This window comes from Rhodococcus sp. ACPA1, assembly GCF_002300195.1.
Taxonomy (GTDB): domain Bacteria; phylum Actinomycetota; class Actinomycetes; order Mycobacteriales; family Mycobacteriaceae; genus Rhodococcus_F; species Rhodococcus_F opacus.
The window spans coordinates 1,338,958-1,352,675 of sequence record NZ_NSDX01000003.1 but is presented as its reverse complement, the minus strand read 5'-3'; the positions used below and the strand labels follow the sequence as shown (position 1 = coordinate 1,352,675).

Genomic DNA, 13,718 nt, shown 5'->3' with positions numbered 1-13,718 from the left:
CATGGTCGACATCGCAATCGCACAGTTCGCACCGGGTTCGGACAAGCAGGACAACCTCGGCCGGATCGCGAAGTTCGCCGAGGAGGCGGCCGCGGGCGGCGCCCGGGTACTGGCAGCCCCCGAATACGCGATGTTCACGGTCCCGACGATGGACGAGCGGTTCGTGGACACCGCGGAAACCCTCGAGGGCGAGTTCGTCACCGGACTGCGCGAGATCGCCGCCCGGCACCGGTTGACCCTCGTCGCCGGGATCAACGAAGCGATCCCGGGCGAGCGCCGCATCTTCAACACCCTCGTCGCGGTCGCTCCCGACGGCAGCATCGCCGCCGCGTATCGGAAGCTGCACCTGTACGACGCATTCGGCTACAAGGAGTCGGACTTCGTGCAGGCCGGCTCGATCGGCGAACCCGAGACGTTCACCGTCGAGGGCGTCACCTTCGGCATGCAGACGTGCTACGACCTGCGGTTCCCGGAAGTGACCCGGCGCATCGTCGACTCGGGCGCGGACGTCCTGGTCCTGCCCGCCGAGTGGGTGCCCGGCCCGCTCAAGGAAGATCACTGGACCACGCTCGTTCGCGCCCGGGCCATCGAGAACACCATCTACGTCGCCGCGGCCGATCAGAGCGCCCCGGCGGGTTCGGGCGCGTCCATGATCGTGGATCCGATGGGGGTGGTGATCGCGTCTCTCGGTGAGCGGGTCGGGACCGCGATCGGCACCGTCTCCGCCGAACGGATCGCAGAGGTCCGTGCCAAGAACCCGGCGCTGTCGCTGCGCCGCTTCGGCGTGGTCGCCAACCAGTAGATTCCGACGGATTTGTCAGGCTCACACACTGTTGCGTGTGAGCCTGACCAATTCGCGGGCAACTGTCGGATCAGAGGTTGCGGAGCCGGACGATCTCCTTGTCGAACTCGTCGATGCTCTCGACGGAACTCATGTGGCCGACGCCGGGCAGGACGATCAGCCGCTCGAGATGACCGGCCTCGTCCAGGACGCGAGCGAGCTTGCGGGCGTGGACCGGTGGGGTCAGCCGGTCCATGGAGCCGACGAGCACCGTGGTCGGGACGTCGAGGTTGTCGAGAGCCTCGTGGATGTCGAGGCCGCTGAGCGCTGCACCCCAGCCGCCGCGGATACGCGGTTTGCAGTCCCGGACGATGTTCTCGCAGAACTGGACTTCGGCGCGGGAGGCGTTCGGCGACATCGACACGTACTGGAGCGCGCGGGTCATCACCGGCGACGACACCAACGGGACCGGCGTGCTCAGGACGGCGCGTCCGACCGGAACCGGCACTCGCGGAAAACGATTCGGCAGCGGGATGACGGTGGTTTCGGCGATGAGCCGGTCGCAGGCGGTGCTGGCGAGCAGAACCGCCGACGCGTACTTCTTCACCTCGTCGGGGTGCCGGCCCGCCCACGCCATGATGCTCATGCCACCCATGCTGTGACCCACGAGCACGGCCTTCTTGTCTTCACGCACCGTCGCCTTCAGCACCTCCGACAGGTCGTCGGCGAGGACGTCCGGGCCGAGTGCGAGCGAACCGACCGTGCTGCGGCCGTGCCCACGCTGGTCGTAGGTGATGACCCGGTACTCGTCCGCCAGCGCGTTCACCTGCGGGTACCAGTACTCGGTCGAACAGGTCCAGCCATGGCTCAGCACAATGGGATCGCCGTCCACCGGACCGTAGGCGCGGACGTACAGCGTCGCTCCGTCGTCGGTGAGGATCTCCGTCACGTCCGGGCGCAGGTTCGGAGTGCGCAGCAGCTCGTTCGGCGCCACCTCGGTCGACAACGTCAACCCGCGGGTTGCGCGCGTGCGGCGGATCGCCGCTGCCGCGGCGACGACGGCGCCCACTCCGGCTGCGCCGGCGAGTGCCCGGAAGGCGATGGTGCGCGAACTGCTGGTCATTCCTACCCCTGTCCTGTCTAACTTGCTCTGTTGGTGTCTGTGCTCGTCGCCGGGCCCGGGGTCTCTCCGAGTTGCCGGGCCGCCCGCTCGAGGGCCTTGGAGATCTGCTCCTCCATCGCCTCGTCGAACAGCGACTGGACGGCGTCGTGCGCGAGGGGACGCATCTGGTCGACGAGCCGCGCGATCTCCGAGACCTTCGCCTCGTCGAGTTCGAGCGACTCACCCTCGGCGGCGAGGTAACGGTCCGCGACGACGGCGACGAACCGCGCGGCGACGTCCGAGAGGTCTCGTCGCACCGCCGCGGTCTGTTCGAGGACGTCCTCGAGCGGGATGCCGGCGTCGACGAGGACCTGCGCAGCCTCGACCAGTCGCGGATCGTTCACCGAGTAGTCGTCCCCGGCGGGAACGAGCACACCGAGTTCGGTGCCCTTGGCGATGTTGGCCTCGGTGGTCTGCGCACCGAACATGCGTTTCAGCTCGGCGATCGTGAGACGGGCCGCTCGCCTGCGCTTCTTCCATCGGCTGCCCGGGTCGTCGGTCTCCAGAACGTCCTTGACCTGGAGTCCGTAGTGCGCAGCCGTGAGGAGTTCACTGATGGTGGCGAACGTGTAGCCGCGATCGAGCATGCGCCCGATCAGGTGCAGCCGGGCGAGGTGCGATTCGTTGTACCACCCGGTGCGCCCCTGCTTCCGTGGCGGCGGGAGCAGTCCGCGGTCCTGGTAGACGCGCACGTTGCGCACGCTCACCCGCGCCTCGCGTGCGAGGTCGTCGATCCGGTATTCCTTCATCGGACGAGGTGCGCCCGTCGGAGCAGCAACCGCGACAGGCCGCCGACGAGTCCCGCGGCCGGGTGGGCATCGCTCGCTGAGTCACGCAGGTGGACGACGGACATGTCAGCTCCTCGGTAGCCGTGTCACCACAATAGCATTGTCACAATGCCCATTGTCATCGTTTGGGTGCACGAGACCCACGCCTTCGCGTGTTCATGAGGTGGGAGCGGCTACCAGCGAGGCCCGCGCTGCACGTCGTCGACGCGCGGGCGCACGTCCACGAGATAGACGCACACCGCGACGACCGCGACGATGCCGAACAACTGCACTGCGGGGAACAGCAGGAGGACGAGGAACGCGACGGCGAGAATGCTCAGCCAGATCGGTTTGCTCAACTTGTCCACGGCGGTGAACGCGTCTTTGCGCTGGCGAGCCGCGTGGAACAGCGCGTATGCAGCACCGCCCAGGGCGACGATGCGAATCACCAACAAGATCACCGAGACGACGCCGTCAACTTGAATCACAGCCCCATCCTACGAGGTCGACACGCAAACGGCCCCCGCACCGAACGTGCGGGGGCCGAAAAGCGTGAAGGATCAAGCCTTCTTGGCCGGAGCAGCCTTCTTGGCCGGAGCGGCGACCTTCTTGGCCGGAGCCGGGGCCGGAGTTGCCGCAGCCTTGGCCGGAGCAGCCTTCTTGGCGGGAGCGGCATGCTTGGCCTGGGCAGCCTTGTCGGCCTGAGCCTGGACGTCGGCAGCGGTGGCGGCGACGCGATCGGCAGCGTCCTTCGACGCTTCCTCGGCCTGGTCGCCCAGGTCGAGAACCTTCAGGGCAGCCTCGTCGCCGGCGTCGGCGATGGCCTCGCCGAGCCCCTCGGCGGTGTCGGAGATGCGACCCGAAGCCCGGCCCGCGAGCTTCGCGGCCTGCTCGCCGACGGCGCGCGTCTGGCGTGCAACGGTGCCGAGAGCTTCCTCGGTCAGCTCGACGGCGTCGCCGAAGGCGGTCTCGGCGCGGCCGATGCCCTCCTCGACGACCGGCTGCTTGCGGATGCGCTCGACGGTGTCCTCGCCGCGCTCCGCGAGGGACGTGTACAGGTCGGATGCGACCTTCAGGTAGGCCTCGGCGACCTTGCGCAGCTCGTCGGCGGTGAACTTCTCACGCAGCTCGGCAAGCTCCTCGGGCAGCTCGGACGGCAGTCCGGCGAGGCGGTCGCGAAGGTTCTCGACACCCTCGGTGACCTCTTCCTGGAGTCCGGCGATGCGCTCCTTGGCGCCGCCGACACGCTCCTCGACGTCACCCTGGGTGGACTCGGCGCGCGAGCGGACCTGGGCGACGACGTCGGCCACGGCCTGCACGACGACGTCTCCGGCGCCTACAGCCGCGTACAGCGAGGTCTTGACGCTGTCGATGGTCTTCTGGTCAGTCATCGGCTTTCTCCTGTTCAACGGTGGGGGGTTCTGGTTCCGGCGTCTGGGAATCAGAACGCTGGTGTTCTTCTGTCCGAAGCTCGGACGTCCGGGATTCGGCCGCTTCCGCCGATTCGTTCTCACGACAGAACGACTCGTAGATCTCGAGCAGCACTTGCTTCTGCCGCTCGGTAATGGCCGTATCCGCGAGCAGAGCATCACGGAGGGGACCGTGTGGCCGCTGCTCGAGGTAACCCGCCTGGACGTACAGGACCTCCGAAGACACCCGGAGACCCTTGGCTATCTGCCCAAGCACCTCGGCCGAGGGCTTGCGCAACCCACGCTCGATCTGACTCAGATACGGATTACTGACACCGGCCAGCTGCGCCAGCTGCCGCATCGACACCTGGGCCGCTTCGCGCTGGGCACGAATGAAACCTCCGATGTCGTGAGCGGCGTTGCTGACTACGCGAGCTGCCAGATCTCCTGCACCGGCTGCGTCGCGATCGTCGCTTGCCATCAGTCCTCCGTGTTGCTGGGCAGAACCAAGCCTAAGGCAGGGTGCTAGCAATTGCAAGCACTCTGTTAGCACCCAGCTAGCGGACCCTCCGCCGAGGCGAATGTCAGCCGAACAGCAACGTCGAGAACGTGTAGATCAGCAAGCCCGCGATCGAACCGACCACGGTGCCGTTGATGCGGATGAACTGGAGATCCCGCCCCACCTGCAGCTCGATCTTCTTGGACGCCTCCTCGGCGTCCCAGCGCTCGACGGTGTCGGAGATGATCGCGGTGATCTCGTCGGTGTAGTGGACGACGACGTAGCGCGTGCCGGCGAGAACCCACCCGTCGACCTTGACCCTCAGCTCGTGGTCGTCGCGCAGCCGCTCACCGAATCGCACGACGTTCTCCGCGACCTTCGTGCGCAGCGTGCTGTTCGGGTCGTCGACGGATTCCATGATCAGGCGCTTGGCGACCGTCCACGTCGCGGCGGCGAGGCCGGTCACCTCCTCGCGCCCCATGATCTCGGCCTTGATCTTCTCGGCCTTCTCCATGGTCGCGGGATCGTTCTGCAGGTCGTCGGCGAAATCGACGAGGAAGCGGTTGGCCGCCTGCCGCACCTCGTGCTCCGGGTTGGATCGCACCTTCCAGGTGAATTCGACGAGCTCCCGGTGGATCTTCTCGCCGAGCATGGCGTCGACGAACTTGGGCGACCAGGCGGGCGAATCGCGGCTGACGATCCGGTCGATGGTCTCCTGACTCCCGAGCGCCCACTGGTGCGCCCGCTCGGCGAGCAGATCCAGGATCGGCAACTGCCGGTTCTCGCGCAGGAGTTCGCCGAGTACGCGCCCGATCGGCGGCCCCCACTGGGGCTCGGCCAGCCTGCGTACCAGGGTGCTGTCGATGATCTGCTGCACGTCCTCGTCGCGCAGGATCTCGACGAAGCCTCGCAGGATGGTGGCCGTCTCGGCAGCGACACGCGCGGCGTGCTTGGGCTGCGCCATCCACGTGCCCAGCCGCAGCGGGATCTCCGCAGCCTCCACCTTGGCGGACACCACCTCGGGGGCGAGGAAGTTCTGGCCGACGAAGTTGCTGAGGCTCGCCCCCAGCTGGTCCTTCTTGCGCTTGATGATCGCGGTGTGCGGGATCGGCAATCCGAGCGGATGCCGGAACAGGGCCGTCACCGCGAACCAGTCGGCCAGCGCACCGACCATGCCTGCCTCGGACGCGGCCCGCACGTAGCCGACCCACGCCCCCGCGCCCCGCGATTCCTGCCACCTGCACACGAGGTAGACCACGGTGGCGAACACGAGAAAGCCCGTCGCGACAGCCTTCATCTTGCGGAGATCGCGACGCTTCGCGTCGTCGTCGAAGGCGGAAAGGCTCAGTTGATCCACAGACGCCATTGTGCCCAAGGACGGCGGGGAGGCGGCAGCCCAGCCGCTGGACGAGTGCCCGCACAGACGGCGTTGTGCCGTGCGACAAGACCGGAGCACTAAGCTGACAGGAGATCGCGACACGAAACGGATGTGAAGAGACTCAGTGGCGAACGACGACGTGAAGGATCCTGAGCAGGTGACCGAGTCGATGACGAAGCTGGACAAGGCGGCAAAGCCCGATGGGCGCAAGCGCCGCTGGCGTGAGCACAAGATCGCGCGCCGAGAAGAACTCGTCGACGGAACGATCGCCGCCATTCGCTTGCGTGGACGCGACATCGGCATGGACGAGATCGCATCCGAGATCGGTGTCTCCAAGACGGTGCTGTACCGCTATTTCGCGGACAAGAGCGATCTGACGAACGCGACCATGGCGCGTTACGTGGAGACCACACTCGCCCCGCGGATCTACGAGGCCATCGGCGGCGACCTCGACGACTTCGAGCTGACCCGCGCCACCATCACGGCGTACGTCGAGACGGTGGCGTCGGATCCCGACGTCTACCTGTACATCATGGCCAACGGCTCCGGCCCCGGCCGCGAGACGGTCGCCGACTCGGAACGGATGATCGCGGAGGTGCTCTCCACCGTTCTCGGCGAGCGGCTGCGGCAGATGGAGATGGACTCCGGCGGCGCCGTCCCCTGGGCGTACGGAATCGTCGGCGGTGTGCAGTTGGCGACGCACTGGTGGATCTCCAACCGGTCCATGTCGGTCGAGGATCTGATCAACTACCTCACCATGATGACCTGGGGTGGCGTCACCGGTATCGCTGCGGTCAACGGCTCGCCCGCGCGATTCAATGCGATTCCGCACCCGCTGCTGCCGCCCGCGGCCGAGGCCGACTAGGCGCCCGACCCTTTCTTGTGTAACCGACAGTTACAGGTAAACTTGCCTGTGTGAACGAACACGAGGAAGAAGAAGAGGGCTACCGCGGCCCCGCCGACGTCGTCGTCGGCGACCGTCCCGCCGTGACCGTGCAGGTCCAGTTGGCGGGAAACTTCGAACCCATCAGCGGTCGGTACGTCTGGCACGGCCGCGTCCGCACCCTGACGGACGCCCTCGGCGCAGATGCAGACCTGTCCACGGGCACGGAACTGCAGATCACCAGCCCGGAAGGCACCGCCACCGCCCGGATCACGGGGGTGGATCTCTGGGGAAGCCATCTCGTCGACGGAGTGACACCCCCGCCGTTCAGCCGGGTGTGAACTCGAAGTCCGCCGGTTCGACCGACCGCGTCCGTCGCCAGTAGCGCACGGTCGAACCCGGCCAGATAGTGCGGTTGACGCCGTGCGAGTCCAGGTACCAGCTCACGCACCCGCCGGTGGACCACACACCCTTTGCCAACTTCCGTTGGATGTCGGTGTTGAAGCGGCTCTGCACCGCGGGCCGGACGACCGCGGAATCGGCGCCGCGCCGGTCGACGAGATCCATCAGCTCGAGTGCATAACGAATCTGCGACTCGATCATGAAGACCACCGAATTGTGACCGAGCCCGGTGTTGGGCCCGAAGAGGAAGAACGCGTTGGGGTAACCCGCGACGGTGATACCGAGGTGTGTGCGGATCCCGTGCTCCTCCCATTCGTCGGCGAGGCGCCGGCCCCCGACCCCGGTGAGCTCGACGTTGTCGAAGCCGTCGGTGACATGGAATCCGGTGGCGTAGATGATCGCGTCCACCGCCCGCTCCGCCCCGTCTCCCGCGACGATGCTGTGCGGGCGCACCTCCGCGATGCCTTCGGTGATCACGACCGTCTTCGGTGAGATCAGCGCCGGGTAGTACACGTCCGACCCCAGGATCCGCTTGCAACCGATGCGATAGGACGGGGTGAGCTTCCGGCGCAGTTCGGGATCGGTGACGGTCCTGTTCAAGTTCTTCCGCGCCGCGCTCTCGATCGGCCGCATCAGGCGGGAGTGCCCGTTGAACCCGAGCGCGAGCGATTCGTAGGTCCAGTAGACCGCGGCACGCACCATTCGACGGACCAGCGGGACCCGGCCGAACAAGCGCCGCGCCTCCGGCGGGATGCCGAAGTTCATGCCCGGTATAACCCAGGGCGGCGTCCGCTGATACAACTGCAACTCGGCGACGTCGCCCACGATCTCGGGAACGAACTGGACGGCGCTGGCGCCCGTGCCGATCACCGCGACCTTCTTGCCCCGCAGGTCGTAGTCGTGGTTCCACTGCGCCGAGTGGAACGCGGTGCCCTCGAACGTGTCGGCTCCGGGCAGATCCGGGATGTTCGGGATGTGGAGGGCGCCGATCCCGGAGACGACGAACTGGGCGTCGTACTCCTCGCCCGACTCGGTGTGGACATGCCACCGTTGCCGTTCGGCGTCCCAGTACCCGCCCGTCATCGTGCGGCCGAAATGAATGTTTCGCCGCAGGTCGTACTTGTCGGCCAGACCGCGCAGATAGTCGAAGATCTCCACCTGACCCGACCACATCCGCGTCCAGTCCGAGTTCGGCTCGAACGAGAACGAGTACAGATGGGAGGGCACGTCACACGCACAACCCGGGTACGTGTTCTCCCGCCAGGTGCCGCCGACCTCCCGCGCCTTCTCCAGCAGAATGAAGTCGTCGCGTCCCCGCTTGCGAAGCTGAATGGCCGTGCCCAGACCGGAAAATCCCGTCCCGATCACCAGGACGCGACACCGATGCACCTCACCGCCCACAACTCCATGTAACGCTCCTGTGGCACTGTTTGCACATGGCAGACAACGCACGCGGATTCTGGAGGACACCGGCAATCGAGGCCCTGCGGTCGCGCCCGGGTCAGCCGATCGCCGAACTCGATTGCGGGAGCACACCCGGATTCGTCGGCGACAAGTCGGACGGGGTCGCGCTGCTCGAGGAACGCGGCGCGGTGCTGTCGTCCCTCCAGGAGAAGCTCTTCGCCAACGGACGATCCGGCGACCACCGGTCGGTGCTCCTCGTGCTGCAGGGCATGGATACCGCGGGTAAAGGCGGGATGGTCCGCCACGTCATCGGGCACGTGGATCCGCAGGGCGTGGATCACGAGTCGTTCGGCGTGCCCACTCCCGAAGAGAAGCGCCACCACTTTCTGTGGCGAATCGACAGGGCGCTGCCCCGCGGCGGACAACTCGGTGTGTTCGACCGGTCGCACTACGAGGACGTGCTGGTGGTCCGGGTTCACGATCTCGTGCCCGAGGAAGTCTGGAGCGGCCGCTACGACGAGATCAACCAATTCGAGAAGGAACTCGTCGCCGGCGGCACGACGCTGGTGAAGGTCGCGATGTTCGTGTCACTCGACGAACAGAAGTCGCGGCTGCTCGAACGGCTGGAACGCCGGGACAAGTACTGGAAGTACGACCCGTCGGACATCGACGAGCGCAGGCTCTGGCCCGCGTATCAGGACGCGTATCAGGCGATGCTCGACGAGACATCGACCGATTACGCGCCGTGGTACGTGGTTCCGTGCGACCGCAAGTGGTACAGCCGGATCGCGGTCACCGAGCTGCTGATCGATGCCCTTCAGAAGCTCGACCTCGACTGGCCGCCCGCCACTTTCGACATCGAAACGGAGAAGCGGAGGCTCGCGGAATCCTGAGTCCTCCCGGAAATCCCGCCGTCAGAAGAGGTGCGGCGTTTCGTGGTGCAGCCTGTGATCGTGACGCACGGTTCCGCCGTACAGCGCCATCGCTCCGGCCAGCGCGACGACGCACAGAGATCCGGAGATCACCGCCCAGCCGCCCTGCCCCGAGCCTGCGGCGACGAGGAACCCGCCGAGACAGACCACCGACAACAACACGAGAGCGAAGCTGACCCAAGCAGCGAAGAGATTGAGTTTCACGGCACTCACCTCACCTTCGAGAACGTGGTCCCGACGCTACGCCCGACCTGCATCGACGACAAGGCGGGCCGGTTTTCTTCGCGCCGCCCTGGGTAACCGCAAAGCATGAACCTCGAGAGCCTGTTCCGAAAGGCGGAATCCGCCGGGTTCCTCGACGGCGGCAGCCGGTTCCTGCAACAGAGGATCCGGGGGGTGCTCGGTTCGTCCGGCGCGGGTGCGGTGTTGCGCGGATCCTGGCTCGGGCACCCCGTGCACCCCGTTCTCGTCAGCCTCCCCATCGGGGCGTGGGTCGGCGCGACCGTCTTCGACCTGGCATTCCGCGATCACGCCGGCGCACGCAGGCTCATCGGCCTGGGACTGCTCGCCACTCCCCCGACATTGGTGACCGGCTGGGCGGACTGGTCCGAACGCGATACGCGTCAGCGCCGCGTCGGCCTGATCCACGCCGAAGCCAACGCCATCGGCATCACGGCCATGCTCGCGTCCTACCTTCGCCGCAGGCACGGAACGGACGCACGCGCCGTCGTCACGAGCACCGCGGGACTTCTCGCGATCGGCATCGGCGGCGCGCTCGGCGGGCATCTGACCTACGCAATGGGCGCAGGAGTCGACGGGGTGCGGGAGGGTCCGGGATCGGACGCTCTCCTCGCCCCGGTGGGATGAAGAATCGAGGAACGCCATGATCGTGCTCGGACTGATCTTGCTCCTGATCGGATGGCTCACCGGCCTCACCTGGCTGTGGACCATCGGCATCATCCTCCTGGTGATCGGCGCGATCCTGTGGATTCTCGGCGCCACCGGGCGTGCGGTCGGCGGCCGGCGGCGTTGGTATTAGAACGCAACACCGGCCGGCTCGTGCGACCTGTCCTGTGACAGAGTGCTAGCCGGTCGGTTTACAAACCCGAAGTTCGGGAATCCCCGTGGCATGACGGCCATTCATCGCGAACCCAGACCTCCCGTGTGCGGCGGGCAACCGATGAGAACGGCAGCCGTCGGCACCGCGAGACGATTGAGGATTTCGATGGTCTCGGCCAACGCCAGTCCTCTCGACGTCTCGGACGGCGCCGACGTCGGGGGGCAGAGCATTCACCTCGCCGAACTGTCGGCAGCCCTCACGCGAGAGGGTCACGACGTCACCGTCTACACCCGGGCGGACAGCGAGGACGCCCCGGAGCGGGTCACCACCCCGGGCGGGTACACCGTCGTGCACGTGCCGGTCGGGCCGGCGCGGCGGATGTCCGAGGCCGAGATCCTGCCGCTGATGGGGGCATTCGGCAGCTTCCTCAAGACCGAATGGGAATCCGAACGGCCCGACATCGTCCACGCCCACTACTGGATGTCCGGGATCGCGACGCAACTCGCCGCCCGCACGCTCGGCATTCCGGTGGTCCAGACGTTCCATGCGCTCGGGGTGGTCGAGCAGAGGTACGAGCGCGCGGATTCGTCGAGCACTCACAACCGAATTCACCTGGAACAGTTGATCGCCCGCGGCGCCACCCGGGTGGTGGCGACGTGTACGGACGAGGTCTTCGAACTCTCCCACCTCGGCCTGCCGCGCTCGCGTACGTCCGTGGTTCCGTCCGGCGTCGACGTCGCCGAGTTCACGCCCGACGGCCGCGCCGACGAGAAGGGTAAACGCCATCGGCTCGTCATGGTCGGCCGGCTGGCGCCGAGCAAGGGCTTCGACACCGCGATCGAGGCACTCTCCCACTTCCCCGACACCGAACTCGTCATCGCGGGCGGCCCGGCCGCCGACGACGTCGCCGACGACCCCGAAGCGTCGCGACTGCTGACACTGGCCCGTGAGGCGAAGGTGCGCAACCGGGTACGGATCGTCGGGCGCGTGCCGAGAAACGCGATGCCCTCGCTGCTGCGCTCGGCGGATGCCGTCGTGTGCACCCCGTGGTATGAGCCGTTCGGCATGGTTCCGCTCGAGGCGATGGCCTGCGGCACCCCGGTGGTGGCGTCCGCCGTCGGCGGTATGCGGGACACGGTGGTCGACGGCATCACCGGACGCCTCATCTCACCGCGCAACCCGGTCCGCCTGGCCGAGGCCCTGCGACAGATCTTCGACGACGACGCCCTGCGCACGGGATACGGCATGGCGGGCTGCGATCGCGCCCGCGCCCGCTACTCGTGGGACCGTGTCGCCACCGACACCCTTCGCGCCTACGGCCGCTGCGTGTCGGCCCCTCCGCGCACCAGTCGAACCGGCGCCCACTGAAGTCGGGCGCCGGTTCGGACGGTCAGGCCGTTCGGCCGTGCCAGGCCCCGAGGGCACTGTCCACGGAAGCGAAGCAGGGGTAGCTCGACTCCTGGCCCGCCGCTCTGAGCAGCCGATATACGGGCCGGCCGCAGATCATCGCCCATGTCCGCCCGTCCCGGACGTTCGTCGCGTGGACGGTGTCGAGCACCGACAGACCCGCGGTTCCGATGAAATCCACCTTCGACATGTCGAGGATGAACTGCCCCTCGGGCGAGATCCGCGTGCACACGTAGTCGCGGAACCCCGGTGCACTGAACAGGTCGATCTCGCCTCGCACCCCTACCAACATCACCCCGGACCCGAGCCGCTCGGAAGTGAATTCCGCGCTCGCACAGCGTGTCGGAGCGGAACCGACAGCCGAGAGCGTTACCCTCGGCTTGTACGTGGTACCGAACTCCGTGCCCGAACACGCCATTTCAGGTTCTGGGACCCCTGGACCAACAGACATGGCTCACCCCATCTCGAACATTGAGAGGGGAAGCGGAGCACCTGCAGACAGACCCGACCTCGGACACATGACACCGTCTGCTACGGCAGCGCTTCCCGACATCGGCTGTGTGTTCAACCTCGGTTCGAGACTACTCCCGCCTGTGATGTGTCACAAGGAAATAACAGATACTCGAGCTCTCATTTGCCCTGGTGAGCGATTACAAACCGTTATGCACGGTTGTACGCGCCGAAACAGCCGCGACGACACGTTCTGCGACCACACGCAGTTTGACGTTCTCCCGCTGCGAACGCGTGACGAGGACGTCGAACGCGGTCTCGGCGTCGAGACCGCGCAACGCCATCACGATTCCCTTCGCCTGATCGATGACGGCGCGGGACCGGAGGGCGATACGAAGTTGCTCGATCAGGTTTCTCGCCTCGCCGTACCGCCGGGCATTGCGCACCGCGACCGCTGCCGCCTCGACGTACAGCTCCAGCGCCGACTCGTCCATCCGGTGGAAGGCGTGCGGCAACAGTCCGTACAGATTCAGCGCGGCGGACTGCTCCGCGACGGGGAGGGGTACGGACAGATAGCTGTGGACGCCGGCCGGTTCGGAACTCGCGGCATACGCAGGCCACCTCTCGTGCGCGGCGGCACGGTCGGCCCGCACGGTCTCGCCGGAGCGTACGGCGTCGAGCGCAGGGCCCTCGCCGAAGCGGTACTGCAACTCCTCGAGTGCCGCGAGCTCGTCCGACGTCGCGGCCACCGTGACGGGACCCGTCGCGCGGAGAACGGTGATCCCGGCCATCGCCGCACCCGGGAACGCCTGGACAACCCGACGGCACAGCGCGTGCAGCGCGACGTCGGTCTCGTCCTCCGGCTCGAGCAACTCGAGCACGGAGTCGAGCGACACGGCGACCGCGTCGGCGTGCACAGCCTCGACATCACTCGTCAACGTGTGCAGGTGAATCTCGTCAGGCATCCCACTCGTCTCCCGTGACCACCATGACCCTGCCGAGGGCCTCAGGAACGCTGATCGTGCCGCCAACCTTACTCGGGCAAACGTACTGATCGGACTGGTTTGATCGGTCCTGTTCTGCGGTATTCCACCTGCGGTGTCGCCGGATCGCTACCCTGACTTCTCAGCAGCGCGAGCCGACCCACCGCCCGCCGACAGCACGGTACGCCCGACCCGGAGGTC

At 66.9% G+C, this 13,718-nt stretch carries 17 protein-coding genes; 7 read left to right on the top strand and 10 right to left on the bottom strand.

The features are described 5' to 3' along the window. Position 1 precedes the first annotated feature (1 nt). Entirely contained in the window at positions 2–802 is an 801-nt protein-coding gene (locus CJ177_RS16745; RefSeq protein ID WP_061046216.1) for a carbon-nitrogen hydrolase family protein, read from the top strand. A gap of 70 nt (positions 803–872) precedes the next feature. Here CJ177_RS16745 and CJ177_RS16740 read toward each other — a convergent pair whose 3' ends face one another. The 6 genes from CJ177_RS16740 to CJ177_RS16715 all read right to left on the bottom strand — a co-directional run bounded on the left by CJ177_RS16740 (position 873) and on the right by CJ177_RS16715 (position 5,975). After that, a complete protein-coding gene (locus tag CJ177_RS16740; protein ID WP_061041743.1) occupies positions 873–1,904 on the bottom strand; it encodes an alpha/beta fold hydrolase in 1,032 nt (343 codons plus the stop codon). Between the two features lie 17 nt (positions 1,905–1,921). Beyond that, positions 1,922–2,692 (bottom strand): MerR family transcriptional regulator, encoded by a 771-nt coding sequence (locus CJ177_RS16735; protein ID WP_005251880.1) that lies wholly within the window; start codon positions 2,690–2,692, stop codon positions 1,922–1,924. Between the two features lie 212 nt (positions 2,693–2,904). Next, positions 2,905–3,198 (bottom strand): DUF2516 family protein, encoded by a 294-nt coding sequence (locus CJ177_RS16730; protein ID WP_005251878.1) that lies wholly within the window; start codon positions 3,196–3,198, stop codon positions 2,905–2,907. Positions 3,199–3,270: 72 nt separating this feature from the next. Continuing rightward, a complete protein-coding gene (tadA, locus tag CJ177_RS16725) occupies positions 3,271–4,101 on the bottom strand; it encodes a major lipid droplet protein TadA (protein ID WP_005251876.1) in 831 nt (276 codons plus the stop codon). Continuing rightward, positions 4,094–4,600: a helix-turn-helix domain-containing protein gene (locus tag CJ177_RS16720; protein ID WP_005261063.1), complete on the bottom strand. Its 507-nt coding sequence runs from the start codon at positions 4,598–4,600 to the stop codon at positions 4,094–4,096. Before CJ177_RS16720 ends, tadA begins: the two co-directional genes overlap by 8 nt. Positions 4,601–4,703: 103 nt before the next feature. After that, positions 4,704–5,975: a DUF445 domain-containing protein gene (locus CJ177_RS16715; protein WP_025433153.1), complete on the bottom strand. Its 1,272-nt coding sequence runs from the start codon at positions 5,973–5,975 to the stop codon at positions 4,704–4,706. Positions 5,976–6,120: 145 nt separating this feature from the next. Between CJ177_RS16715 and CJ177_RS16710 the strand changes: the two genes are divergently transcribed. Together CJ177_RS16710 and CJ177_RS16705 are read left to right on the top strand one after the other, a co-directional pair. Then, positions 6,121–6,861 carry a TetR/AcrR family transcriptional regulator gene (locus CJ177_RS16710; RefSeq protein ID WP_005261065.1) on the top strand — a complete coding sequence of 247 codons (741 nt, stop codon included), beginning with the start codon at positions 6,121–6,123 and terminating at the stop codon, positions 6,859–6,861. A 50-nt stretch (positions 6,862–6,911) separates the two neighbouring features. Continuing rightward, the gene (locus CJ177_RS16705; protein ID WP_005251872.1) at positions 6,912–7,220 is read left to right on the top strand and encodes a DUF4873 domain-containing protein; all 309 of its coding nucleotides are present in this window, start codon (positions 6,912–6,914) and stop codon (positions 7,218–7,220) included. Here the strand turns inward: CJ177_RS16705 and CJ177_RS16700 are convergent. Further along, positions 7,207–8,682, bottom strand: coding sequence for an NAD(P)/FAD-dependent oxidoreductase (locus tag CJ177_RS16700; RefSeq protein WP_061041745.1), 1,476 nt, complete (start codon positions 8,680–8,682; stop codon positions 7,207–7,209). The genes CJ177_RS16705 and CJ177_RS16700 overlap by 14 nt on opposite strands. A gap of 35 nt (positions 8,683–8,717) precedes the next feature. Between CJ177_RS16700 and CJ177_RS16695 the strand changes: the two genes are divergently transcribed. Further along, a complete protein-coding gene (locus CJ177_RS16695) occupies positions 8,718–9,578 on the top strand; it encodes a polyphosphate kinase 2 family protein (RefSeq protein ID WP_061041746.1) in 861 nt (286 codons plus the stop codon). Between the two features lie 21 nt (positions 9,579–9,599). Here CJ177_RS16695 and CJ177_RS16690 read toward each other — a convergent pair whose 3' ends face one another. Then, entirely contained in the window at positions 9,600–9,830 is a 231-nt protein-coding gene (locus CJ177_RS16690) for a hypothetical protein (protein ID WP_012689035.1), read from the bottom strand. Positions 9,831–9,926: 96 nt separating this feature from the next. Between CJ177_RS16690 and CJ177_RS16685 the strand changes: the two genes are divergently transcribed. From CJ177_RS16685 to CJ177_RS16675, 3 genes are all read left to right on the top strand, one after another. Continuing rightward, on the top strand, positions 9,927–10,484 hold the full coding sequence (locus tag CJ177_RS16685) for a DUF2231 domain-containing protein (RefSeq protein WP_095868145.1): 558 nt from the start codon (positions 9,927–9,929) through the stop codon (positions 10,482–10,484). A 16-nt stretch (positions 10,485–10,500) separates the two neighbouring features. Further along, positions 10,501–10,656 (top strand): DUF6131 family protein, encoded by a 156-nt coding sequence (locus tag CJ177_RS47405; RefSeq protein WP_005251863.1) that lies wholly within the window; start codon positions 10,501–10,503, stop codon positions 10,654–10,656. 186 nt (positions 10,657–10,842) lie between these two features. After that, positions 10,843–12,045, top strand: coding sequence for a glycosyltransferase (locus tag CJ177_RS16675; RefSeq protein WP_082764474.1), 1,203 nt, complete (start codon positions 10,843–10,845; stop codon positions 12,043–12,045). A 22-nt stretch (positions 12,046–12,067) separates the two neighbouring features. Here the strand turns inward: CJ177_RS16675 and CJ177_RS16670 are convergent, their stop codons facing one another. After that, a complete protein-coding gene (locus CJ177_RS16670; RefSeq protein ID WP_005251861.1) occupies positions 12,068–12,376 on the bottom strand; it encodes an STAS domain-containing protein in 309 nt (102 codons plus the stop codon). Between the two features lie 358 nt (positions 12,377–12,734). Next, positions 12,735–13,499, bottom strand: a complete 765-nt coding sequence (locus CJ177_RS16665; RefSeq protein WP_005251856.1) for a GAF and ANTAR domain-containing protein — start codon at positions 13,497–13,499, stop codon at positions 12,735–12,737. Positions 13,500–13,718: the final 219 nt, after the last annotated feature.